This is a genomic window from Streptomyces sp. NPDC028331 (assembly GCF_055565775.1).
This window is the reverse complement of the sequence record NZ_JBVHTR010000023.1, coordinates 1-22224: the sequence shown is the minus strand read 5'-3', so window position 1 is coordinate 22224 and position 22224 is coordinate 1. Positions and strand designations below refer to the sequence as shown.

General features: G+C 71.4%; 21 protein-coding genes. 8 read left to right on the top strand and 13 right to left on the bottom strand.

The window, feature by feature from the left end; translation table 11 throughout:
• Positions 1 to 49: 49 nt before the first annotated feature.
• A complete protein-coding gene (locus ACZ4SW_RS28370; protein ID WP_468251294.1) occupies positions 50 to 1300 on the bottom strand; it encodes a L,D-transpeptidase in 1251 nt (416 codons plus the stop codon).
• A 238-nt stretch (positions 1301 to 1538) separates the two neighbouring features.
• A complete protein-coding gene (locus tag ACZ4SW_RS28365; protein ID WP_468251292.1) occupies positions 1539 to 1892 on the bottom strand; it encodes a hypothetical protein in 354 nt (117 codons plus the stop codon).
• A gap of 110 nt (positions 1893 to 2002) precedes the next feature.
• Here ACZ4SW_RS28365 and ACZ4SW_RS28360 point away from each other — a divergent pair, with 110 nt between their 5' ends.
• Positions 2003 to 2359 carry a hypothetical protein gene (locus tag ACZ4SW_RS28360; protein WP_468251290.1) on the top strand — a complete coding sequence of 119 codons (357 nt, stop codon included), beginning with the start codon at positions 2003 to 2005 and terminating at the stop codon, positions 2357 to 2359.
• 78 nt (positions 2360 to 2437) lie between these two features.
• On the opposite strand, the gene ACZ4SW_RS28355 is transcribed toward ACZ4SW_RS28360, so the two are convergent.
• The 5 genes from ACZ4SW_RS28355 to ACZ4SW_RS28335 form a co-directional block, all read right to left on the bottom strand.
• Complete coding sequence (locus ACZ4SW_RS28355) at positions 2438 to 4483, bottom strand: RICIN domain-containing protein (protein ID WP_468251288.1); 2046 nt, start codon at positions 4481 to 4483, stop codon at positions 2438 to 2440.
• A gap of 294 nt (positions 4484 to 4777) precedes the next feature.
• Complete coding sequence (gene arfA, locus ACZ4SW_RS28350) at positions 4778 to 6301, bottom strand: arabinosylfuranosidase ArfA (RefSeq protein WP_468251286.1); 1524 nt, start codon at positions 6299 to 6301, stop codon at positions 4778 to 4780.
• 55 nt (positions 6302 to 6356) lie between these two features.
• Positions 6357 to 7256 carry a carbohydrate ABC transporter permease gene (locus tag ACZ4SW_RS28345; protein ID WP_468251284.1) on the bottom strand — a complete coding sequence of 300 codons (900 nt, stop codon included), beginning with the start codon at positions 7254 to 7256 and terminating at the stop codon, positions 6357 to 6359.
• Positions 7253 to 8254: a carbohydrate ABC transporter permease gene (locus ACZ4SW_RS28340; protein WP_468251282.1), complete on the bottom strand. Its 1002-nt coding sequence runs from the start codon at positions 8252 to 8254 to the stop codon at positions 7253 to 7255. The genes ACZ4SW_RS28345 and ACZ4SW_RS28340 overlap by 4 nt, the downstream gene beginning before the upstream one ends.
• A 94-nt stretch (positions 8255 to 8348) precedes the next feature.
• Positions 8349 to 9743: an ABC transporter substrate-binding protein gene (locus ACZ4SW_RS28335; protein WP_468251280.1), complete on the bottom strand. Its 1395-nt coding sequence runs from the start codon at positions 9741 to 9743 to the stop codon at positions 8349 to 8351.
• Positions 9744 to 10031: 288 nt separating this feature from the next.
• Between ACZ4SW_RS28335 and ACZ4SW_RS28330 the strand changes: the two genes are divergently transcribed.
• On the top strand, positions 10032 to 11069 hold the full coding sequence (locus ACZ4SW_RS28330; RefSeq protein ID WP_468251278.1) for a LacI family DNA-binding transcriptional regulator: 1038 nt from the start codon (positions 10032 to 10034) through the stop codon (positions 11067 to 11069).
• Between the two features lie 241 nt (positions 11070 to 11310).
• Here ACZ4SW_RS28330 and hutH read toward each other — a convergent pair whose 3' ends face one another.
• The 3 genes from hutH to ACZ4SW_RS28315 all read right to left on the bottom strand — a co-directional run bounded on the left by hutH (position 11311) and on the right by ACZ4SW_RS28315 (position 14960).
• Complete coding sequence (gene hutH / locus ACZ4SW_RS28325; protein ID WP_468251504.1) at positions 11311 to 12849, bottom strand: histidine ammonia-lyase; 1539 nt, start codon at positions 12847 to 12849, stop codon at positions 11311 to 11313.
• 64 nt (positions 12850 to 12913) lie between these two features.
• Positions 12914 to 14074: a GGDEF domain-containing protein gene (locus tag ACZ4SW_RS28320; RefSeq protein ID WP_468251276.1), complete on the bottom strand. Its 1161-nt coding sequence runs from the start codon at positions 14072 to 14074 to the stop codon at positions 12914 to 12916.
• 79 nt (positions 14075 to 14153) lie between these two features.
• Positions 14154 to 14960, bottom strand: a complete 807-nt coding sequence (locus ACZ4SW_RS28315; RefSeq protein WP_468251274.1) for an enoyl-CoA hydratase/isomerase family protein — start codon at positions 14958 to 14960, stop codon at positions 14154 to 14156.
• A 230-nt stretch (positions 14961 to 15190) separates the two neighbouring features.
• On the opposite strand from ACZ4SW_RS28315, the gene ACZ4SW_RS28310 reads away from it, so the two are divergent.
• Positions 15191 to 15772: a hypothetical protein gene (locus ACZ4SW_RS28310; protein WP_468251272.1), complete on the top strand. Its 582-nt coding sequence runs from the start codon at positions 15191 to 15193 to the stop codon at positions 15770 to 15772.
• A gap of 53 nt (positions 15773 to 15825) precedes the next feature.
• Here the strand turns inward: ACZ4SW_RS28310 and ACZ4SW_RS28305 are convergent, their stop codons facing one another.
• Both ACZ4SW_RS28305 and ACZ4SW_RS28300 read right to left on the bottom strand, forming a co-directional pair.
• A complete protein-coding gene (locus ACZ4SW_RS28305; protein WP_468251270.1) occupies positions 15826 to 16965 on the bottom strand; it encodes an adenylate/guanylate cyclase domain-containing protein in 1140 nt (379 codons plus the stop codon).
• 289 nt (positions 16966 to 17254) lie between these two features.
• Positions 17255 to 18148, bottom strand: coding sequence for a biotin--[acetyl-CoA-carboxylase] ligase (locus ACZ4SW_RS28300; RefSeq protein ID WP_468251268.1), 894 nt, complete (start codon positions 18146 to 18148; stop codon positions 17255 to 17257).
• Positions 18149 to 18307: 159 nt separating this feature from the next.
• Between ACZ4SW_RS28300 and ACZ4SW_RS28295 the strand changes: the two genes are divergently transcribed.
• From ACZ4SW_RS28295 to ACZ4SW_RS28280, 4 genes are all read left to right on the top strand, one after another.
• A complete protein-coding gene (locus ACZ4SW_RS28295) occupies positions 18308 to 19891 on the top strand; it encodes an acyl-CoA carboxylase subunit beta (RefSeq protein WP_468251266.1) in 1584 nt (527 codons plus the stop codon).
• Between the two features lie 24 nt (positions 19892 to 19915).
• A complete protein-coding gene (locus ACZ4SW_RS28290; RefSeq protein WP_468251264.1) occupies positions 19916 to 20122 on the top strand; it encodes an acyl-CoA carboxylase subunit epsilon in 207 nt (68 codons plus the stop codon).
• Between the two features lie 228 nt (positions 20123 to 20350).
• On the top strand, positions 20351 to 20479 hold the full coding sequence (mmpB, locus tag ACZ4SW_RS28285) for a morphogenic membrane protein MmpB (RefSeq protein ID WP_468251262.1): 129 nt from the start codon (positions 20351 to 20353) through the stop codon (positions 20477 to 20479).
• Between the two features lie 22 nt (positions 20480 to 20501).
• Positions 20502 to 21122, top strand: a complete 621-nt coding sequence (locus ACZ4SW_RS28280) for a Maf family protein (protein ID WP_468251260.1) — start codon at positions 20502 to 20504, stop codon at positions 21120 to 21122.
• A 12-nt stretch (positions 21123 to 21134) separates the two neighbouring features.
• Here ACZ4SW_RS28280 and ACZ4SW_RS28275 read toward each other — a convergent pair whose 3' ends face one another.
• The gene (locus tag ACZ4SW_RS28275) at positions 21135 to 21668 is read right to left on the bottom strand and encodes a hypothetical protein (protein ID WP_468251258.1); all 534 of its coding nucleotides are present in this window, start codon (positions 21666 to 21668) and stop codon (positions 21135 to 21137) included.
• A gap of 351 nt (positions 21669 to 22019) precedes the next feature.
• Between ACZ4SW_RS28275 and ACZ4SW_RS28270 the strand changes: the two genes are divergently transcribed.
• On the top strand, positions 22020 to 22224 hold a 205-nt coding region (locus tag ACZ4SW_RS28270; RefSeq protein ID WP_468251256.1), incomplete at its 3' end, for a biotin carboxylase N-terminal domain-containing protein.

The window sequence follows — 22224 nt, the reverse complement described above, 5'->3', positions numbered from 1 at the left end:
GCCCGCGTCGGGCGGCCGGCGGCATCTCGGGGAGGCGTCCGCCGGTGTGTCAGACGGCCGAACCCGCCTTCCACTGGGCCCAGCTCATGTTCCAGCCGTTGAGGCCGTTGTCCGGGGCGACCGTCTTGTCGCCGGTGTTCTCGACGACCACCACGTCACCGATCAGCGAGTGGTTGTAGAACCACGCGGCCGGCGTGCCCGGGTCGTTCGCGCCCTTCTTGTCCTGCAGGCCGACACAGCCGTGGCTGGTGTTGACGTTGCCGAAGACGGACGGGGCGCCCCAGTAGTTGCCGTGGATGAAGGTGCCGGAGCTGGTCAGGCGCATGGCGTGCGGCACGTCCTTGATGTCGTACTCGCCCTTGCCGTCGGAGTCCTTGAAGCCGACCGTCGCGCCGTTCATCCGGGTCTGGGTGAACTTCTCGGAGATCACCATCTGGCCCTGGTACGTGGTGTGTTCCGGGGAGCCGGCGGAGATCGGTATGGTCTTGACGACCTTGCCGTCCTGCGTGACCTTCATCTGCTTGGTCTTCGCGTCGACGTACGAGACCTGGTTGCGGCCGATCTTGAAGGTGACCGTCTTCTGCTGCACACCGTAGACGCCGCTCGCGCCCTGGACGCCGTCGAGGTTCAGCTTCATCGTGACGGTGGAGCCCTCCTTCCAGTACTGCTCGGGACGGAAGTCGAGGCGGTTCGCACCGAACCAGTGACCGACGACCTCCTGTCCGCTGCTGGAGGTGACGGTGATCCCCTTCTGCACGGCGGCCTTGTTGGTGATGGCCTTGTCGAAGTTGATCGAGACGGGCATGCCCACACCGACGGTCGCGCCGTTGTCCGGTGTGAAGTTGCCTATGAAGGAGTGCGCCGGGGCGACGGTCGTGAAGGAGGCGTTCTCGTGGGCGTCGCGGCCGGCGGAGTCCTTGGCCGTCACGGCGACCTTGTACGTCGTGGCCCGCTCGAGCTGGGTGGTGGGCGCCCAGCTCGTCTTGTCGGCGGACATCTGCCCGGCGACGGGGGTGCCGGACGAGGTGGTCATCGTGACGTTGGTGAGCGTTCCCTTGGCGACCGTGACCTTGGCGGCGTTGTTGATGGAGGCGTTGTCGGAACCGTCCGCCGGCGTGATCTTGATCTGTGCCTCGGAGGTCTTCTTGGCGGCCGCCTCGTCGACCGAGGCCTGCGAGTCCTTGTCGTCCCCGCTGCCGCTCGCCGACGAGTTGCCTCCGCTACACGCGGAGAGCACCAGCACCCCGCCGAGCAGTGCGGACGCGACCATCAGGCCCTTGCGCCGCTTACTGTTCGTCATCACACGCTTCTCCATGGTTGCCGAATCCCCAAAACCCCGTTGAGTCCCCCGTAGGAACCCTCAACGCTACGACCGGTTCGTCCGGTTCCACATCGGTGGCCGGTGTGGGACACACCACGCCGGCCCGACGGGTGCCCGAGGAGCCCCGGTGCCATGCGGGACACCGGGGAACGTCCCTTGAGACGACGGAACCCCGGGCGCCGGTTGCCGCCCGGGGTCACCATTCTCCCCAGGAACGTCAGCCGAGTCGGACCTCCTCGTCGTCCTCGCCGCCCCCGGGCTCATCATCCTCGCCGAGCGCCCAGTCCGGCGAATCGGGGTCGTAGTCGACGATCTCGCTGCTCCAGGAGGCCTGGGCGAGTTCGATGCCCGGCACGTCGCCCAACAGGTCGGACGGCTCGATGAGATACGCGAGGGCCTCGGCTGTGTCTTCCGTCACCGCGCTCTCCGTGTAGGCGCGCTCACTGTCGGGCATGCCCGGGTCGTCCGCGATCCGGCGCAGGGCGGCCTTGGTGACGGCGTCGACGTCGCCGACCTCCACGACCAGTTCCACACGAAGCCGGACATACCGTGATGTCTCAGAAGTGCTCATGGCGCGCAGCGTACGGCCCGAACAGCTCGCGACTTTCCCACGACCCGCGCCTTTCACTAGCATCGCTCCACACGGCCAATTCGTAAGCGCCCCAGGGGGATCGGTATTTCGTGTCCGCCGCACGTCGATCGTCGTCCACCACCCGCCGGACGTTGCTGACCGCCACCGCCGCGGGGACCCTGCTGGGTGCCCTGTGGTTCGTGCCGTCCGCGAACGCGACCCAGAACACACCGGAGCGCCCGCAGACCGCGACGTCGACGACGACGGACCGGACGACGTCGGGCGCCACGGACACAACGGACACGGCGGATACTACGGACATCACGGGCACGACGGTCCACACCGAGCTGGCCGACACCGGCAGCGTGGACACGACGCCGTACGTCATCGGGGGGACGCTGTTCCTGGGCCTGGGAGCGGGTTTCGTGACCTACTCGGTACGACGGCAGCGCACGGAGGGCTTCTGACCCGCCCCCGGGAAAGCCGGAAACCGGCGCACCGGCGGCCGTGGGCCGCCCGTGACGCCGGTTCCCCGCCGAGGAGGGTCAGTTGACGCGCACGACCTGCCAGAGCTGGTTGTTCCCTCCGTTGTCGGTCCACTGGATGACCGATGCGCCGTTGGCGGTGGAGGCCCCGGAGACGTCGGCGAGCAGTCCGCTGCCGACGTCGGCCAGCTTGTAGAAGCCGCCGCCCGCGGCCGTCAGCGTCCACTTCTGGGAGCCGGCGCCGGAGGACGCGCTCTGGACGAGCGAGGCTCCGGTCGAGGTCGAGCCGTTCTGCACGTCGAGGTAGAGACCGCTGTGGACGTTCCTGAGCGTCCAGGAGCCGCCGCCCGCCGACTGGAAGGTCCAGAGCTGGCAGTCGCAGGCCGTGTTCTGCCACTGGTCGGCCGCGGTGCCCGCGCTGGTGGAGGCGTTCGGGATCTCCAGGTACTTGCCGCTGTTCTTGTTGACGAGGACGTACTGGCCGGTCGACAGCGTGGGCAGGGCCGTCTGGGCGAGTGTCCACCGCTGGCAGGCGCAGCCGGTGTTGTCCCACTGGCCGGCGGCGGTGCCGACGGTGGTGGAGGCGTTCGGGATCTCCAGGTACTTGCCGCTGTTCCGGTTGACGGCCGTGAAGCCGCCCGCCGGGTTGGGGGCGACGGCCCACTCGTGGTCCAGGGTGCCGTTGTCGTCCCACTGGAGGACCGCGGCGCCGTTGGCGGTGGACGCGTTCTGCACGCCCAGCACCTTGCCGCCGGCCACGTTGAAGATCTTGAAGTAGCCGGAGGTCTGCTGGACGAAGCGCCACTGCTGGTCGGTGGCGTTGTCGGCGTTCTGCTGGGTGGCGTTCACGCCGTTGGTGGTCGAGCCGCCCGCGATGGTGAGCAGCAGCTTGCTGTTCGCGTTGGTGGCCGTGTAGGTGGCGCCGTCCGAGATGCCGCCGCCCAGATCGATGGTGCCGTAGGTGACGGGGTTGAGTCCGGTGCTCGTCAGATGGCCGCCGCTGAAGATCTCCAGGCTGTGGCCGTCCGCCAGCGGGACCATGCCGCGGCTGTAGCCGCCGGGGACGTTCGACGCGATGCGCGTCCAGGTGCCCGCCGCGCCGTTCTGCGTGTTCAGGAAGATGTCGGTGCTGCTGTTGGCGCTGACCGCCAGGGTGCCGTTGGGGCCGCCGGTGGGCAGCCAGACGATGTACGGGGAGCTGGTGGGGACGTAGCCGTCGGTGGTCTTCAGCGCGATGCCGGTCGCGGACCCGAACGCCTCCGGGTTGGACGAGATCTTGTAGTACACCGCGAAACCGCCCTCGGGCGCGCCCCAGTACTCGTACGTCATCACGTAGTTGCCATTGGGGAGCTTCGCGATCGTCGGCATGCCCGGGCGGTCGCCGTAGGTGGGCGTGGCGACGTCGTCGACCACGGAGCCCCAGGTGAGGCCGTCCGTGGTGACCTGGTGCACGATCTTCTGGCCGTGGCCCGGGTCGCGCTGGTCGGAGTAGTAGACGATGAGCCTGTTGCCGGAGACCATCAGGAACGGCTCCCACACAGGGGTCTGGCCGTTCGTCGGTTCCGCCTTGCCGCCGGTGGCGATGGTGCTGACGAAGGACCAGGTGCTGCCGTGGTCGGTGCTGGCGTACAGGTCGAGCTCGGTGGTCGACAGGTCGCTCGGGATGGAGTTGCCCGCGGCGAGGATCGTGCCGGCCGGGAAGTTGCCGATGGCGGTGGGAAGCTCGTACAGGAACGGCTGGTAGCGCATGCCGTAGCCGTTGTGGGTGTCGCTGATGCTGGAGATCTGGGTCCAGCTGTTGCCGTTGTCGGTGCTGCGGTAGATCGGGAAGACGGGAGTGCCCGAGGAGTACTGCTCGAAGGTGGCGAGCAGCGTCCCGTTGGACGAGCCGCTGTACTGCAGGCGTACCGCCCGCGGGTAGAGCGAGCCCGGCGACGGAGCGCCCGACGGCGGGGTGTACATCGTCTGCGAGGCGCGCGAGACGGCGTGGGCCTTGCCCGGTGCGGGCAGGACCAGGGCGAAGGCCGCCGCGAGCAGCGCGAGCAGCAGCGTGAGGGCGTGGGGACGTGGAACGGCGCGTCTGGCGCCTTCCCTGACGGTGGACATGTGCGGCTCCCTTGTGCTTCGGGGCAGGGAAGGGTGGTGCAAGGGGCTCCGCCGCCACGAGGGGACCGGAAGGCGGTGGCGGCGGGCGTCTGGTGGGATGCCGGAGCGGCGGTGGTGCGGGCGCACGGGAGGCGCCGGCGTGCGGGGGACGGCGCGGCGCGGAGCGGCGTCCCGGCGTCCGTGGCGGCGGCCGGCGTGTCCGGCCGCCCTGCCGCCGCGGGGGCGGCGGCGGAGGTGCGGGCCCCGCCGTCACCGAGGACTGAGCGGCGACGGCGGGGGGCTGCTGGTGGTGCGTCAGCCGGCGGTGGGGCGCAGCCGGACGACGTTCCAGGAGACGGGCGGCAGGTTCACGGTGAGGCGGCCGTCGGTGACCGCGCCGGTGTCCACGCCGCGCGGACGGACCCTCTCGGGGTCGTGCAGGGTGTTCGTCGCGCGCAGGTCGGGGTCGGCGAGGACGGAGTGCTCCACCGGGGTGTAGCCCGGGAAGGCCCGCAGGTCCAGGGCGAGTTCCACGGCCTCGCTCTGGTGCCGGTTGACCGCGAGGACGGTGAGTTCGTCGGCTCCGTCGCCCTCGGAGACATGCGTGGCGACGGCGTCGAGGACGGGAACCTCACCGAAGCGTGCCGTCTCGTACACCGGCGCCACCGGCTCCACCCTCAGCACGGTGCCACGGGCGTGCCGGGCGGCCTGCGCGAACGGGTGGAAGGTGGTCTGGCGCCAGCTCGGGCCGCCGGGTTCGCTGCGGATGGGTGCGATCACGTTGACGAGCTGGGCGAGGCAGGCGGCCGTGACGCGGTCGCTGTGCCGCAGCAGGCTGATCAGCAGGCCCCCGACCACGACGGCGTCGGCGACGTTGTACTCGTCCTCGATGACCCGCGGCGCCACCGGCCAGTCGGCGGGCTTCTCCTGGCCCTCGAAGCGGGACTGGTACCAGACGTTCCACTCGTCGAAGGAGAGGTTGATCCGCTTCTTCTTGCGCTGCTTGGCCCGTACGTGGTCGGCGGTCGCCACGATCGCCTCGACGAACTGGTCCATGTCCACCGCCGAGGCGAGGAAGCTGCCCAGGTCGCCGTCGCGTTCCTCGTAGTAGGCGTGGCAGGAGATGTAGTCGACCTGGTCGTAGGCGTGCTCCAGGACGGTCGCCTCCCACGAGCCGAACGTCGGCATCGAGGAGCTGGAGCTGCCGCAGGCCACCAGTTCCAGCCCGGGGTCGACCATGCGCATGGCCCGCCCTGTCTCGGCGGCCAGCCGGCCGTACTCGGCGGCGGTCTTGTGCCCGGTCTGCCAGGGACCGTCCATCTCGTTGCCGAGGCACCACATCCGGATGCCGAACGGCTCCTTGGCGCCGTTGGCCCGCCGCCGGTCGGACAGGGCCGTGCCCTCGGGGTGGTTGGCGTACTCCAGCAGGTCGAGCGCCTCCTGGACGCCGCGGGTGCCGAGGTTGACGGCCATCATGGGCTCGACGCCTGCCTTCTCGCTCCAGCGGTGGAACTCATGCAGCCCGAAGGCGTTGGTCTCCGTGCTGTGCCAGGCCAGGTCCAGGCGGGTGGGGCGCTCGGCCGCGGGACCGACGCCGTCCTCCCAGCGGAACCCGGAGACGAAGTTGCCGCCGGGGTAGCGCACGGTGGTCACACCGAGTTCCCGCACCAGGGCGAGGACGTCGCGGCGCAGGCCGTCCTCGTCGGCCTGCGGATGGCCGGGCTCGTAGATGCCGGTGTACACACAGCGGCCCATGTGCTCCACGAACGAGCCGAAGGTGCGGGGGTTGACGTCGGCGACGCGGAAGGCGGGGTCGACGGTCAGGGAAGCGTGCAGCATGGAAGGTCGCTCCGGGGGGTGCGCGGGGTGGCCGGGAGAGGGGGGCTGGGAGGGATCACTTGAGGCTTCCGACGGTCAGACCGCCGCGCCAGTACCGCTGCAGCAGCAGGAAGGCCACGACCAGCGGCAGGATCGCCACCAGCGAGCCGACGACGACCAGGCTGAACAGCGCGTTGGCGCCGCTTTGCACCATCGCGCCCTGGTACCAGGACTGCAGGCCCACGGTGAGCGGGAACAGCTTGTCGTTGTTGAGCATCACCAGCGGCAGGAAGAAGTTGTTCCAGGTGCCGACCATGGAGAACAGCAGCACGGTGACCAGGGCCGGCCTGAGCGTGGGCAGCGCGACCGACAGCAGGACGCGCATCTCGCCGGCGCCGTCGACGCGGGCCGCCTCCAGCAGTTCGTCGGGCAGGGACTCCTGGACGTAGACCCGCACCAGGTAGACGCCGAACGGGTTGAGCAGCGAGGGCAGGATGACCGCCCACATGGTGTTGGTCAGCTCCACCTTGCTCAGCAGCAGGTAGGTGGGGATGGCCAGCGCGGTCGCGGGCACCATGATGGCGCCGAGCAGGCTGGAGAAGAGGAGGTTCCGCCCGGGGAAGCGGTACTTGGCGAAGGCGTAGCCGGCGAGGGTGGCCACGGCGGTGGCGCCGAGCCCGCTGACCCCCGCGTAGATCGCGGTGTTGCCGAGCCAGCGCAGGTACTCGCCGTCGTCGTAGGTGAAAAGCTGCTGGAGGTTGGTGAAGAAGGAGCCCGGCGAGCGGAACCACAGGGCGGCGGTGGTGAACAGGGCGTCGTTGTCCTTGGTGGAGGCCACCAGCAGCCACCAGAACGGCAGCAGGAAATAGAGGATCATCGCCACCATCACGACGTTGACGGTGACGCGCCCCTTGGCGGGGGCGGGGCGCCGACGGGGGGCCGGGACGGCGACGGCGGTGGCAGCGGCGGTCGTCACTTCAGTCCGCTCCTTCGGCGCGTGAGGAAGAGGAAGATGTAGGAACCGATGAAGACCACCGCTCCGAGGGCGAAGGAGATGGCGGCGGAGTAGTTGAACTCGGAGTACTGGAACGCCAGGTTGTAGGCGTACAGGTTCGGCGTGTAGTCCGGGGTGATCACCGAGCGGGCGGTCGGTTGCAGGACCCGTGGCTCGGTGAAGAACTGCAGGGTGCCGATGATGGTGAACATCAGCGTGAGCACCAGGGCCGAGGAGATCATCGGGACCTTGATGCGCAGCGCCGTCTGGATCGGGCCGGCGCCGTCGATGCGCGCCGCCTCGTAGACCTCGCGGGGCAGGCCCTGGAGGGCGGCGTAGAGGACGATCATGTTGTAGCCGGTCCACTGCCAGGTCACGATGTTGCCGAGCGAGGTCAGCATCAGGTTGTGCGAGAGCAGGTTGACCGAGCCGAGGCCGAGGGCGTTGCCGATGGAGTTCACCGGACCGAACGTCGGGCTGTACAGGAAGCCCCACATCAGGGCGCCGATCACCGCGGGCACGGCGTACGGCATGAACAGCGTCATCCGGAAGACCTTGGCGAGGCGGCTGGTGACCTCGTCGATGATCAGCGCGGCGAGCAGGGCCAGGGCGAGCATGACCGGGATCTGCACCAGGCCGAACAGCACCACCCGGCGCACGCCGGACAGGAACTGCGGGTCGGTGAACGCCTGCTTGTAGTTGGCGAACCAGCTGAAGTGGTCCCCTCCCACCAGGGTGGAGGTCCTGAGGCTGAGCCAGAAGGCGTAGCCGAGCGGGGCTATGAGGAAGGCGAGGAACAGCAGCGTGAACGGGGTGACCAGCAGCAGACCCATGCCGCGGTGCCGGGTCCGGGCTTTCAGCCGTCCGGACCGCGGTCCGGCGCTCCGGCCGGCCGCCGGGACATCACGGCCCTTGCCGGCCGCCGCTGCCGAGGGCACGGCCGCGGCGGCGGCCGGTGATCCCTGTCGGAGCAGGCTCATCAGATCTCCTTGAGCGTTGGGCAGGGCCCCCGCCGACGGTGAGGAGGCGCGCGGCGGTCGGCGGGGGCGGTAGGCGGGGCGAGCCCCCGGAGGGTTACTGGCTGACCTTGAATCCCTGCTTGGACGCGTAGTCCGTCACCTGCTGCTGGATGTTGTCCGCCACGGAGGACCAGGGGGTCTGCCCCTGGAGGGCCTTGCCGACCTCACTGGTCTGCGTGTTGTAGGCGTAGTCCTGGAACGGGCTCCAGTCGAAGGTGCCGATGTTGTTCGCCGCGGGCCCGAAGATCTTGTTGACCTGCTGGCCGCCGAAGAAGTCGTACTTCTTGTTCTGGAAGTACGCGCCGTTCAGGATCGGGGTGGCCAGCGGGAACAGGTACGCCTGGTCGATGCCGATCTTCCAGGCGGCCTCGGAGGTGCCGAACAGCTCCCGGGCGACCTCGGCGGCCTGCTTGGGGTTCTTGGTCTGGCTGGTGACCGCGAAGGTCGAACCGCCCCAGTCGCCCTGGGCGTTGCCGCCCGCCGTCCACTGCGGCAGCGGGGCCGCGCGCCACAGGCCGCCCGTCTTCTTGGCCACGCTCTGCAGGTAGCCGGGGCCCCAGCCGGCGGCCAGGTAGGTGGCGTACTTGCCGCTGCTGAGCCCGTTGTAGAAGTCGGTGGTGGCGTAGGACGCGGTGTCGACCAGCTTGCTCTTCACCAGGTCGCCCCAGTAGTCGTACACCTTCTTGGCGCCCTCGTCGTTCGTCTTGACGCCGATGTTCGGCAGCTTGCTCGCCGAGTAGGTGTACGGGCGGGAACCGGCCTGCCACATCAGGCCCTGCAGCCAGCCCGCGGCGGACTCGTCGCTGCCGAAGTCGGTCATGTACGCCTTCGGGTCGGCGGCGTGCAGCTTGGCCGCCTCCTGCTTGAACTCGTCCCAGGTGGTGGGGACCTTCAGCTTGTACTTCTTGAAGATGTCCTCGCGGTACAGCATGGCCATGGGGCCGCCGTCCACGGGGATGGCGTAGACGTGGTCGCCGTCGGAGACCTGGTTCCAGGCCCAGGGGACGTAGTTCTTCTTGTCGTCGTTCGCGCCGTACTTGCCGATGTCCAGCAGGCCCTTGGTGAGCTGGATCGTCGGCAGCTCCTGGAACTCCAGCATGACGACGTCCGGGGCGCCCTGACCGGCCTTCAGGGCCGTCTTCAGCTTGGTGTACTCGTCCTGGCCGACGCCCGCCTGGACCCAGTCGACCTGGACGTCCTTGTGGGTCTTGTTGAACTGGTCCACCACCTGCTTGAAGTCCGGGTACCAGGCCCACACCTTGATGTGCACCGGGCCGCCTCCCGCCGCGCCGGAGCCGCTGCCGCCGCCCGAGCCGCCGGAACCGCAGGCCGCGACGAGCACGCCGGCGAGGGCGGCGGACGCCGTCACGAGCGCCCGGCGGAGGAGGCGGGGCTGTCGGCGGGCCACGCGGCGGGAGTCGCCTATCGGATGCTGTCTGCTGGTGGACATGCGCATTCTCCTGGGTGAGGTGCCTGGGGAGCGGAGGCCGAGGCCTGGGAGGGCAGGGAGGAAGGGAAACGGAGGAGGGAGGAGAAAGGTTCGGTATTCCGAACGGCATTCGATCGTCAGGTTGTGACGAGGGACGGGCGGGAGTGGGCCGGGGTTCGGTTGAGTCCGTCTCTGCTACGCTTTTGCAGCGCTGCAGAAGTGTTAACCGACAACTTGCCGCGCTGCAAGAGGTAACGCAGCGGAAACTTCAACCGGCTCGAACCCGGCTGCACCGGACGAAGGTGAGATATGGGAAGAGGCGTGACCCTGCGCGATGTCGCGGCCCGCGCGGGCGTGTCCAGCCGCACCGTGTCCAACGTGGTGAACGGCTACGCGCCGGTCTCCGAGGCCACCCGTGCCCGCGTCCAGCAGGCCGTGGACGAGCTCGGCTACCGGCCGAACGTACTGGCCCGCAATCTCGCCGCCGGGCGCTCCGGCCAGATCGCGGTGGTCGTGCCGTATCTCGACACGCCGTACTTCGCCGAGCTGTTGCAGGGCATCATCCGCGCGGCCCGGGTGCAGGGCTACAACGTGCTGATCGACCAGACCGACGGCGACGCGGAGCACGAGAGGCTGTTCCTCAGCCGCGGCTCCCAGCACCTGCTGTTCGACGGGGTCATCTTCAGCCCGCTCGGTCTCGCCCAGTCCGACCTGGCCGTCCGCGACCCGAGCCTTCCGCTGGTGGTGCTCGGCGAGCGGGTCAGCGACGGCGGCTTCGACCACATCGGCATCGACGACGTCTCCGCCTCCCGCGAGGCCACCGAGCACCTGCTCGGTCTCGGCCGGCGGCGGGTCGCGGCGATCGGCGACCAGCCCTACCGCACCGGTGAGGCGGCCCAGTTGCGCACCCGGGGCTTCCGGCTGGCGCACGAGCGCGCCGGGATCCCCGTCCGGGAGGAGCTGATCATCTCCACCCCGCGCTTCAACCGCTCCGACGGCGCCACCGCGATGGCGCACCTGCTGGACCTCGACGAGCCGCCGGACGCGGTGTTCTGCTACAGCGACCTGGTGGCGCTGGGCGCGATGCACACGCTGGCCTCACGCGGGCTGCGCGTTCCCGAGGACGTCGCGATCGTCGGCTACGACGACATCGAGGACGGCCGCTACGCCAACCCGCCCGTCACCACGATCTCCCCGGACAAGAAGATGATCGCGGAGACGGCGGTGGAGCGACTGCTGATACGCATCGGCAACGCGACGCCCGTGGCGGGAGTGGAGATCCGGGCTCCGCACCGGCTGCTGGTACGGGAGAGCACGGTGGGGCGGGGGGCGACGCGGGCGGAGTAGCCGACGGGAGGGGTGCTCGCCCCGCCGCGCCCCCCGCGCCCGCCCGTCCTGTCACCAGGAGCTGCTGCCCCCGGACCCGCCGGGGCCGCCGCGCGACCCGCCGGGGCCGCCGCGCGACCCGCCGGGCCCGCCGTGCGGTGCCCGGCCCCCGGGCCGGTGCCGGACACCCGCGCGCAGGCGCCGACCGGTCGGTGGCGTGTGTTCGGGAGGGCCGCCCGGGGTGACGGCCCCCTCCGGGTGCTCAGGACAGCGGTCCCGTGACCGACTCCACCGCCGCGAGCAGGCGGCCGTCGCGCAGGAACGTGTCCGCCGTCGCGAGGTCGGGGGCGAGGAAGCGGTCCGGGCCGGGGCCCTCGACCCCCGCCTTGCGCAGGGCGGTGATCGCCGCCTGGCTGGCGGGGGCCGGGGTCAGGCCCTCGCGCAGTTCGATGGCGCGGGTCGCCGCGTACAGCTCGATCGCGAGGACACGGGTCAGGTTGTCCACCGCCGTGCGCAGCTTGCGGGCGGCCGACCAGCCCATCGAGACATGGTCCTCCTGCATCGCGGAGGACGGGATCGAGTCGGCGGAGGCCGGTACGGCGAGCCGCTTCATCTCGCTGACCAGGGCCGCCTGCGTGTACTGGGCGATCATCAGACCCGAGTCCACGCCCGCGTCGTCCGCGAGGAACGGCGGCAGGCCGTGCGAGCGGTTCTTGTCCAGCAGGCGGTCGGTGCGGCGCTCCGCGATGGACGCCAGGTCGGCCGCCGCGATCGCCAGGAAGTCCAGCACGTACGCCACCGGCGCGCCGTGGAAGTTGCCGTTGGACTCCACCCGCCCGTCGGGCAGGACCACCGGGTTGTCGACGGCCGAGGCCAGCTCGCGCTCGGCGACCAGGCGGGCGTGCGCCAGCGTGTCGCGTCCGGCGCCGGCTACCTGCGGGGCGCACCGCACCGAGTAGGCGTCCTGGACGCGCGGCGCGTCGTCCTGGTGGTGCCCGGTCAGGCCGGAGCCCTTCAGCACGGCCAGCATGTTCGCGGCCGACGCGCCCTGCCCGGGGTGCGGGCGGATGGCGTGCAGCTCCGGCGCGAGGACCTTGTCCGTGCCGAGCAGCGCCTCCAGGGAGAGCGCGGCCGTGATGTCGGCCGACTTGTACAGCGTGTCCAGATCGGCGAGGGCCATGAGCAGCATGCCGAGCATGCCGTCGGTGCCGTTGAGGAGCGCGAGGCCCTCCTTCTCGCGCAGCTCCACGGGGGTGATGCCGTGCTCGGCGAGGAGTTCGGCGGCGGGCCGTACGACGCCGTCGGGGCCCTCGGCCTCGCCCTCGCCCATGAGGGTCAGCGCACAGTGCGACAGCGGGGCCAGGTCGCCGGAGCAGCCGAGGGAGCCGTACTCGTGCACGACCGGGGTGATGCCGGCGTTGAGGAGGTCGGCCATGGCCTGCGCGACCTCGGGGCGGACGCCGGTGTGCCCGGAGCAGACGGTCTTCAGCCGCAGGAACATCAGGGCGCGCACGACCTCCCGCTCGACCCGGGGGCCCATGCCGGCCGCGTGCGAGCGGACGATGTTGCGCTGCAGCCGGGTGCGCAGCTCCTGGCCGATGTGCCGGGTCGCCAGCGCGCCGAAGCCGGTGCTGACCCCGTAGACGGGGTCCGGCTTCGCGGCCAGCGCGTCCACGATCCCGCGGGCCGCCGCCAGGGCCGTGAGGGCTTCCTCGGAGATTTCGATCCGGGCGTCCGCGCGCGCCACGGCGAGAACGTCGGACGCGGTCACCCCGGACGTCCCCACCACCACAGTATGCATATCCATATTCAGGAGCGTACGCAGTGAATTCGAAGATGTCACCAGTGGGGTGGCCGTTCGCCCCTTACCGATCCCCGGGCGGCTCGGAGTGCCGGCCGCGGAACCTGCGGCGCTCTCCGGTGGGCGGCGGCGCGTCGGCCAGCCGGACGACGGGGTCGTCCGGTCCCTCGCGGCCCGCGACCACGGGCTTCGCGGCGTGCAGCGCCTTCGCCCGGTACTGGGCGGCGTCGGCGAGCCGGAAGAGCCGGCGGGCCGAACGGACGGGACCGATCGGGTCCTGGGTGGAGGCGACCCCGCAGGCGACGCCGTCGCCGATCTCCAGTTCGGCGGCCCGGCGGCACACCTCGTCCGCCGCCCGCACCACCTCGTCGGCCGACGGGCCCACCGCCAGCAGGCAGAACTCGTCGCCGCCGAGCCGGGCGACCAGCGCCCCCGGCAGCATGGCGCCGCACAGCGACAGCACCGACCCGAAACGTTCCAGCAGCCGGTCGCCCACGGCGTGCCCCTGCGTGTCGTTGACCCGCTTGAGCCCGTTGACGTCGCAGACGACGAGCGAGACCACCACCCCGTCGTCGGCCCGGTGCTCCTCGATCGCCTCCTCCAGGCGTACGTCGACGGCCCGGCGGTTGGCGAGGCCGGTGAGGGCGTCGGTGAAGGCGAGCCTGCGGGCCTCCTCCAGACGTTCGGTCTGCGCGATGCCGGCGGCCACGACGGAGGCGAGGACGGTGGCGAAGTCGGCGTCGCCCCTGTCGAAGACGGGCTCGCCGGCCGCGCGCGCCACATACAGCTCGCCCCAGGCGCGGCCGTGCAACACCACCGGCGCGACGACACAGCAGCCCCGGCCGCGCCGGCGCAGGGCCGCGACCCGCTGGTGGCAGTACCCGGCCTGCCCCGCGGCCGGCCCCTCGGCGGTCTCCACCCAGGCGCTCGGGCCGCCGCCACCCGCCCAGCGCTCGTGCAGGAACTCGGTGATCTCCGGGAACTGGTGCACGGGGTACGCCTCGTGCTCGGGGAACTCCTCTTCCTCCGGCGCCCGCTCCCCCACGTTGACGAGGACCCGCAGCCGCCCGGCGTCCCGCTCCCACACCGACAGCGCGGCGAAGTTCCCGGCGAGCGCCCGGCACGCGCCCAGCGCGGCGGCCCGCCAGGCCTCGCGCGGAGTGTGCGCCGCCGCCATGCCCTGCGCCAGCGCCACCACGGCCCTCAGCCGACTGTCCTCAGCCACGACTCCAGGCTAGGGACGATCAGCGGTATGTGAGACATCGGTGCGGCGATCAGGTGCGCCGGGGATCCGGCGCCCGCGGCTACTCCCCCGGCCACTGCGGGGTGCGCTTCTCGTTGAAGGCGGCCACCCCCTCCGCGCGGTCGCCGGAGAACGCCACCGAGCGCCACGCCGCGTCCTCGACCTCCAGGCCGGTGCGCAGGTCAAGGCCGTGGCCGAGCCGCAGGGCACGCTTCGCGGCGCGCAGGCCGACCGGGGAGTTGGCGGCGATACGGGCGGCGAGGTCGAGGGCCTCCTCCCGGTCCCGGCCCTCCGGTACGAGGTCGTCGACCAGCCCCAGCTCCCGCGCCTCGGCCGCCTCCAGGCGCCGGGCCGTGAAGATCAGCTCCGCGGCGCGCGCTGCGCCCACCCGGCGGGGCAGCAACTGCGTGCCGCCGCCGCCCGGGATGACCCCCACGGACACCTCGGGCAGCCCCACCACCGCCGTCGTGTCCGCCACGATCAGGTCGCAGGACAGGGCCAGCTCGAAGCCGCCGCCCAGCGCGAAGCCGTGCACGGCGGCGATCGTCGGCATCGGCAGCTCCAGGACGCCGGTGTAGGCGGCACGGGCGAGGGGGCGCTGCCGCATCAGGTCGGCGTCCGTGAAGGAGTTGCGCTCCTTCAGGTCCGCTCCCACGCAGAACGCCCGCTCGTGCGTCGACGTCACCACCGTCACCCGCGCGTCCCGGTCGGCGGCGAGGTGCGCGCACGCGTCTGCGATCGAGCGGGCCATGTCCGTGGACACCGCGTTCATCGCCTTGGGCCGGTCCAGCGCCAGCTCCGCGACATACCCGTGCCGCCGTACGACGACGTACTCGCCGAACCGCCGCTCGTCCCCCTGTTCCGCCATGACACCCTCCCGGTTAACGCGGGTTAACTACACGACGACCCCGATCATCGCAGCCGCAGCGGCTCCGCGAAAGCCACCGCACACCTTCGGCGGATGCGTGCCATGCACCGGCCTCTGTCCTCGTTCGGGTGAATTCGAGTCATCTCCGCGTTACCCGCCCCCCACCTCCACATAATCTGCGCACCGCTACGGCACATCGGGGGAGTGCGGGCGACCGGGGAGGGATGGGCATGACGACGGACACGGCCACCGACGACACCACGACGACGGTGCGGCACGACTCGGGCCCGCTCTGGTTCCGCCCGGCGGGCCGGCACCGCAAGCCCCGCCACCGGCGCCTGGCGCTCGCCGTCGGCGGGTTCGCGCTCGCCGCCGGAGCCCTGAGCCTCGTACGCCTGGCGCCCGAGTCGGTGACGGGCGGGGGCGGCACCGCGGAGGCCGAGCCCCGGATCGACGCCAGCGACACCGCGGCGACGGTCGAGGACCTGCCGTCCAAGGGGCACGGGGAGCCCTCGACGACCGCCCTCAAGGGAAGGGCGAGCGCGGTACCGGCCGGGACGGACGGCGCGAGCCCGTCGTCCGGGCCTCCGTCCAGCGCGCCCCCGCGCGTCACGGACCCGGCGACCGGCATTCCCGAGGCCGCCGAGAGTCCCACGGCTTCCCGGACGCCAGAGCCCCCGGTCACGACGACGGCCGCACCGCCACCCGCCCCGTCCCCGACGGCGACCACTCGGGCGCCGTCGGCGCCGCCCTCCGCGGACCCTGCGGAGCTGTGCGTACCGCTCGTGGGGCTGTGCGTCCACGGCCTGTGAGAGCAATCGATCCCGTGAACGCACCGACCGCGAGGAACAGACCGAAGGACCGCCTACGCCGGCCCGTCCCGCCGGGTCAGCAGCCACGGCTCGATCACGCCGAGACCGCGCACCGGCCGCTGCCACATCGGCTGGAGAGCGAAGCGGTAGGCGGGCGGCTCCTTGCCCTCCTTCTCGGCGGCGGCCGCGGCCTCGGCGGCCTCCGTCTCGGAGGCCGGCGCCTCGGCCGTGCGGATCAGCTCCTCCGCGAAGTCGTGGTCGACGAGGACGGCGTCGCGGGGCGCTATCGAGGTGAGCCGGCTGGCCAGGTTCACCGTCGTGCCGAACACATCGCCCATCCGCGTGGTGACCGTGCCGAAGGCGATGCCGACCCGCAGCTCCGGCATGGTCTCGTCGTTCGCCATGGTCTCGATCAGGCGCAGGGCGATCTCCGCGGCCGTACCGGCGTCGTCCGCCGCGTACAGCACCTCGTCGCCGAGCGTCTTGATGAGCCGGCCGCCGTGCGCGGCGACCAGGTCGGCCGCGGTGGTCTCGAACGCCTCGACGAGTTCGCCGAGTTCCTCCTCCTCCATGCGGCGCGTCAGCCGGGTGAAGCCGACCAGGTCCGCGAAGCCGACGGCGAGGCGGCGGTCGACCATCTCCTCGTCGTCCGCGGCCTGCACCACCCGGCCGGTGGCGGCGGCGAGCTGGCGCCGCCAGACGTAGACGAGGAACTCCTCCAGTTCCGGCAGGAGCAGCTCGACCAGCGGGTACGTCACCTCGGTGCGGGTCATGCCGGGTTCGGGCGGCTCGGTCAGGCCCTCCAGGAAGGAGTCGATCTGCCACTCGGCCAGGCGGGCCGTGGTCTGCCCGGTGGAGCGGGCCACCTGGACGGCCATGGCCTCGCTGAGCAGTCCCGCCTCGACGAGACCGGCCAGGCGCCGCAGGGCGAGGACGTCGGCCTCGGTCAGGGCCCTGGCCTGGCCTATGTCGGCGAAGCCCATGGCCCGCCAGAAGCGGGACGCCAGTTCCATCGAGACGCCCGCGCTGCGGGCCGCCTGGAAGGGGGTGTAACGGCGCTCGGCCCCCAGGATGAGCTGCTCGAGGCGGAGCGCCAGGGGGTTCTCCTCGGACTCGGCGTGTGCGTCGCGCCCCGGTTCACCGTCGGGGGCGGGTGGTACGCCCGTGCCCGAGCCCGTGTCGTCGACGGTCACGCGTGCTGCCCTTCCGATCTGCCGCGGTCAGGTATCGACCGCGGTCAACTCTACGGCAGGTGTGCGGTAGCTCACTCCTCAGCGGGGTCAGCGGGCGCGGGGCGGTGCGTACCGGCGTCCGCCGGGCACCCGGTGTCGAGGTCCCCCCTACCGGGTGCCCCACCCGGCGGCTCCGCCACCGGAGCCCCCTTCGGCCTTCGGCCGCTCCTCGGACTCGCCAAGTTCTGCGAGCGGCGGGGAACGCCGGACCGGCCGACAGTGCTCGGCCGCACCGAAAGGGCACCCTCCGTCACGCCGGCCGCAAGTGCACCACGTCCCCCGCCCCCACCGGCTCCTGCACCCCCTCCTTTGTCGCCAGCACGAGCCGCCCGTCACCGTCGATCGCCACCGCTTCGCCCGTGATCGAGCGGTTGCCCGGGAGTTCGGCGCGGACCAGGCGGCCCAGGGTTGCGCTGCCCGCCGCGTACGTCTCCTGCAGGCCGCTCGTGGCCGGATCGCCGCCCGCCGCGCGCCAGCGCCCGTACCAGTCCTCCAGGGAGCGCAGTACCGCCCGCAGCAGCGGGTCGCGGTCCGTCGTGCGGGCGCCCGCCAGCGCCAGGGAGCCCGCGGTGGGCACCGGCAGCTCGTCCCGGCGCAGGGTGACGTTGATGCCGACGCCGATCACCACGCCCTCGTTCCCGGCCCGCTCCGCGAGGATCCCGCCGGTCTTGCGCTCCTCCTCGCCGACGGTGACCAGCACGTCGTTGGGCCACTTCAGGCCCGTGTCGACGCCGGCCGCCCGCGCGAGCCCGGTCGCGACCGCCACACCGGCCAGCAGCGGCAGCCAGCCCCAGCGGGCCACGGGCACCTCGGCCGGGTTGAGCAGGACCGAGAAGAACAGCCCGGAGCGGGGCGGGGCCGTCCAGACGCGGTCCAGCCGTCCGCGCCCCGCGTCCTGCTCCTCGGCGACCAGGACGGCACCCTCGGCGGCCTCGCCGGCCGTGGCACGGGCGACCAGGTCGGTGTTGGTGGACCCGGTGCGCTGCACCACGTCGACCCCGGTCCACAGCCCGCCTTCGCGCACCAGCGCCCGGCGCAGCGCGGCGGCGTTCAGCGGCGGGCGGTCGAGGTCGGACCAGCGACCGCCACCGCCCGCGGCGGCGTTCGACCTGTCGTTCGCGTCAGAGGAATCTCGCGGCATCATGCAAGCCACCCTAGGTGTGGTAAACGCCGCACTGCCGATCGGTAGGCGCGCCACTACGCTACGGATGAGTAACCGTTCCTTCTTCTGAGCACTTACAGCACGTACAGGTAGCACCTCACCCTCACGTCCCCACTTGAGCAGGCAGGGAGCCGCATCCCGATGTCCGAGCCGGAAGAGATCGACATTCACACGACCGCGGGAAAGCTCGCGGACCTGCAGCGCCGCGTGCAGGAGGCGACGCACGCCGGCTCGGAGCGCGCGGTCGAGAAACAGCACGCGAAGGGCAAACTGACGGCCCGTGAGCGCATCGAACTGCTGCTCGACGACGACTCGTTCGTCGAGCTGGACGAGTTCGCCCGGCACCGCTCCACCAACTTCGGCCTGGAGAAGAACCGGCCGTACGGGGACGGTGTCGTCACCGGGTACGGCACCGTCGACGGCCGCCCGGTCGCGGTCTTCTCCCAGGACTTCACCGTCTTCGGCGGGGCGCTCGGCGAGGTCTACGGGCAGAAGATCGTCAAGGTGATGGACTTCGCCCTGAAGACCGGCTGCCCGGTCATCGGCATCAACGACTCCGGTGGCGCCCGGATCCAGGAGGGCGTCGCCTCGCTCGGCGCGTACGGGGAGATCTTCCGCCGCAACACCCACGCCTCCGGCGTCATCCCCCAGATCTCGCTCGTCGTGGGCCCCTGCGCGGGCGGTGCGGTCTACTCGCCCGCGATCACCGACTTCACGGTCATGGTCGACCAGACCTCGCACATGTTCATCACCGGCCCGGACGTCATCAAGACCGTCACCGGCGAGGACGTCGGCTTCGAGGAGCTGGGCGGCGCCCGCACCCACAACTCCACCTCCGGCGTGGCCCACCACATGGCCGGGGACGAGAAGGACGCGATCGAGTACGTCAAGCAGTTGCTGTCGTACCTGCCGTCGAACAACCTCAGCGAGCCCCCGGTCTTCCCGGAGGAGGCGGACCTGTCCGTCACCGAGGAGGACCGCGAGCTGGACACGCTGGTGCCGGACAGCGCCAACCAGCCGTACGACATGCACACGGTGGTCGAGCACGTCCTGGACGACGGCGAGTTCTTCGAGACGCAGCCGCTGTTCGCGCCGAACATCCTCACCGGCTTCGGCCGGGTCGAGGGCCGCCCGGTGGGCATCGTCGCCAACCAGCCGATGCAGTTCGCCGGGTGCCTGGACATCGACGCCAGCGAGAAGGCCGCCCGTTTCGTGCGGACGTGCGACGCCTTCAACGTCCCGGTCCTCACCTTCGTGGACGTGCCCGGCTTCCTGCCCGGCGTCGGCCAGGAGCACGAGGGCATCATCCGCCGCGGCGCCAAGCTGATCTTCGCCTACGCCGAGGCCACCGTCCCGCTGATCACCGTCATCACCCGCAAGGCGTTCGGCGGGGCCTACGACGTCATGGGCTCCAAGCACCTGGGCGCCGACATCAACCTCGCCTGGCCGACCGCCCAGATCGCCGTCATGGGCGCGCAGGGCGCCGTCAACATCCTGCACCGCCGCACGATCGGCGAGGCCGACGACCCCGAGGCGACCCGGGCCCGGCTGATCCAGGAGTACGAGGACACGCTGCTCAACCCGTACATCGCGGCCGAGCGCGGCTACATCGACGCGGTGGTCATGCCGTCCGACACCCGCCGCCACATCGTCCGCGGCCTGCGTCAGCTCCGCACGAAGCGGGAATCCCTCCCCCCGAAGAAGCACGGCAACATCCCCCTGTAACCCCCGGGACCCTTGGGAGCCGTCATGAACATCAAGGTCATACGGGGCAATCCGACCCCGGAGGAGCTGGCCGCCGCACTGGCGGTGGTCCGTGCCCGCGCCGCGGCGGCGGCCCCCGTGCCGTCCGGCGCGGCCGAGCGGGACTCCTGGGCCGACCCGGCCCGCATCGCCGCCCACCGCCTCCCCCAGCCGGGGCCGACGGCATGGGCCCGGACCTACTGGCCCGGCTGACCCGCGCCACCTCCGGTACGTCGGCACGTCCGGCACATCCGGCACGTCCGGCACATCCGGACGGCTTCGGCGGTCACCGCGCATCCCGCGTCGTTCGGGTGCGGGTGACCGCCGCAGCCGTGTGCCGTCGGCGGCGGCCGGACGGGCGGCCCGGCGCGGGGACCGGCGCCGGAAGTTGAGTACGGGTACTCAGGCGCCGCCGCGGCCGACCGCCGGACGATGGAACGCATGCTGTGGTCCGACCCCGACAACGAACCGCCCGAGGAACTCCGCAGGGCGCAGGAGATGTTGAGGCGGCTGGGGGTCGTCATGGCGCTGGCCATGCTGCTTTCGATGATCATCATCGGCACCAGGTGAGGGCCGCCTATACGCTGAGCGCATGACCGATCAGCCGCGCCGCCGTCTCGTTCTCGCCTCCCAGTCCCCCGCCCGGCTCGGACTGCTCCGACAGGCCGGACTCGACCCCGAGGTCATCGTCAGCGGGGTCGACGAGGACGCCGTCACCGCCCCGACCCCCGCCGAACTCGCGCTGGCGCTCGCCGAGGCCAAGGCCTCGGTCGTGGCGGCGAAGCCCGAGGTCAAGGGCTCCCTGGTGATCGGCTGCGACTCGGTGCTCGACCTGGACGGCGAGGCCCTCGGCAAGCCCGTGGACGCCGAGGAGGCGACGGCCCGCTGGAAGTCGATGCGCGGCCGGGCCGGCACGCTCCAGACCGGCCACTGCGTCTACGACACGGTCAGCGGCCGGTACGCGTCCGCCACCGCGTCCACCGTGGTCCGCTTCGGTGAGCCGACGGACGAGGAGATCGCCGCGTACGTGGCCTCGGGCGAACCCCTCCACGTCGCCGGCGCCTTCACCCTCGACGGCCGCTCGGCGCCCTTCATCGACGGCATCGACGGCGACCACGGCAACGTGATCGGCATCTCGCTGCCCCTGATCCGCCGGCTGCTCGCCGAACTGGGCGTGGGCATCACGGAGTTGTGGGCGCCGCGGGAGCGGTGAGCGGGACGTCGTTCAGGGTGTGGCCGGGGCCGGACCGCCGTCCTCCAAGGGCCCGGCCGGCTCCGGGGACCCCGCGGGCTCCTGGGCGCGCCGCGCGGCCCTGTCGCCGTCCTCGGGGCCGCCCGCGGCGGGCGGCGCACCGGCCGCCGGACCCTCCGGACGGTCGTACGTCATCAGGGTGAGCACGATCAGCCCGAGCACCACCATCAGACACGCGAACGCGCGCCAGCCGACCAGGCCGACCACGAACGCCCCGAGCAGGCCGTGCACCACGGCGGCGCTGATCAGCAGGATGCGCCAGATGCCGGACGGCGAGCGGTCGCGCACGGCGACCAGCAGGGCGGCCAGCCCGCACAGCGCGAAGTAGGCCCCGAAGACGACACCGCCCGCCTTCGACGACACCGACATGGCGTGCGGATCGACGCCGGCCATGGACATGCGCTGCCGGTCGACGACCACTCCGAGGAACCAGTTCAGCAGCGCGACACCGAACGCCTCCGCGAAGAGGACGATCGCCAGCAACCATGCCACCGGTCTGCGGACCACCGGCCTCCACCCACCTTCGAGTGCCCTGGGGTTTCCTTCAGCATCGCGAACGCTACTAACGGGTAAACCTTCGGACAAGAGGCCCGGCAGGAGCAAAGTTTCGTTGGGCCATTAGTAGGGACTCCACAAAGAAACACGACGTGCGGCGGGACTACTTCATAGAGACCTCGGCCACGTCGGAAGGCTAGGGTTTTCCGGTGGATTCCCATGTGCGGCGGCACGACAAGGGACTTCGCAGGATGAGTGAGCCTGGTTTCACGCTCCGTGTGGGCAAGCTCACCACTGGGGACGGGTCGAAACGTCGTGTCGGCAGTCCCTAAACTCGGCTTGTTTCAAGGAGAGGGAGCCAACGTGCGCAAGGTGTTGATCGCCAACCGTGGCGAAATCGCTGTCCGCGTCGCCCGGGCCTGCCGGGACGCCGGGATCGCCAGCGTGGCCGTTTACGCGGACCCGGACAGGGGCGCGGTGCACGTCCGCGCCGCGGACGAGGCGTTCGCCCTGGGTGGTGACACCCCGGCCACCAGTTACCTGGACATCGACAAGGTCCTGAAGGCCG

What these genes read in the sequence shown, in the direction of transcription:
- ACZ4SW_RS28370 (WP_468251294.1), bottom strand. Translation starts at nt 1,300, where the DNA reads ATGACGAACAGTAAGCGGCGCAAGGGCCTGATGGTCGCGTCCGCACTG.
- ACZ4SW_RS28365 (WP_468251292.1), bottom strand. Translation starts at nt 1,892, where the DNA reads ATGAGCACTTCTGAGACATCACGGTATGTCCGGCTTCGTGTGGAACTG.
- ACZ4SW_RS28355 (WP_468251288.1), bottom strand. Translation starts at nt 4,483, where the DNA reads ATGTCCACCGTCAGGGAAGGCGCCAGACGCGCCGTTCCACGTCCCCAC.
- arfA (WP_468251286.1), bottom strand. Translation starts at nt 6,301, where the DNA reads ATGCTGCACGCTTCCCTGACCGTCGACCCCGCCTTCCGCGTCGCCGAC.
- ACZ4SW_RS28340 (WP_468251282.1), bottom strand. Translation starts at nt 8,254, where the DNA reads ATGAGCCTGCTCCGACAGGGATCACCGGCCGCCGCCGCGGCCGTGCCC.
- ACZ4SW_RS28335 (WP_468251280.1), bottom strand. Translation starts at nt 9,743, where the DNA reads ATGTCCACCAGCAGACAGCATCCGATAGGCGACTCCCGCCGCGTGGCC.
- ACZ4SW_RS28330 (WP_468251278.1), top strand. Translation starts at nt 10,032, where the DNA reads ATGGGAAGAGGCGTGACCCTGCGCGATGTCGCGGCCCGCGCGGGCGTG.
- hutH (WP_468251504.1), bottom strand. Translation starts at nt 12,849, where the DNA reads ATGCATACTGTGGTGGTGGGGACGTCCGGGGTGACCGCGTCCGACGTT.
- ACZ4SW_RS28315 (WP_468251274.1), bottom strand. Translation starts at nt 14,960, where the DNA reads ATGGCGGAACAGGGGGACGAGCGGCGGTTCGGCGAGTACGTCGTCGTA.
- ACZ4SW_RS28310 (WP_468251272.1), top strand. Translation starts at nt 15,191, where the DNA reads ATGACGACGGACACGGCCACCGACGACACCACGACGACGGTGCGGCAC.
- ACZ4SW_RS28300 (WP_468251268.1), bottom strand. Translation starts at nt 18,148, where the DNA reads ATGATGCCGCGAGATTCCTCTGACGCGAACGACAGGTCGAACGCCGCC.
- ACZ4SW_RS28295 (WP_468251266.1), top strand. Translation starts at nt 18,308, where the DNA reads ATGTCCGAGCCGGAAGAGATCGACATTCACACGACCGCGGGAAAGCTC.
- ACZ4SW_RS28290 (WP_468251264.1), top strand. Translation starts at nt 19,916, where the DNA reads ATGAACATCAAGGTCATACGGGGCAATCCGACCCCGGAGGAGCTGGCC.
- mmpB (WP_468251262.1), top strand. Translation starts at nt 20,351, where the DNA reads ATGCTGTGGTCCGACCCCGACAACGAACCGCCCGAGGAACTCCGCAGG.
- ACZ4SW_RS28280 (WP_468251260.1), top strand. Translation starts at nt 20,502, where the DNA reads ATGACCGATCAGCCGCGCCGCCGTCTCGTTCTCGCCTCCCAGTCCCCC.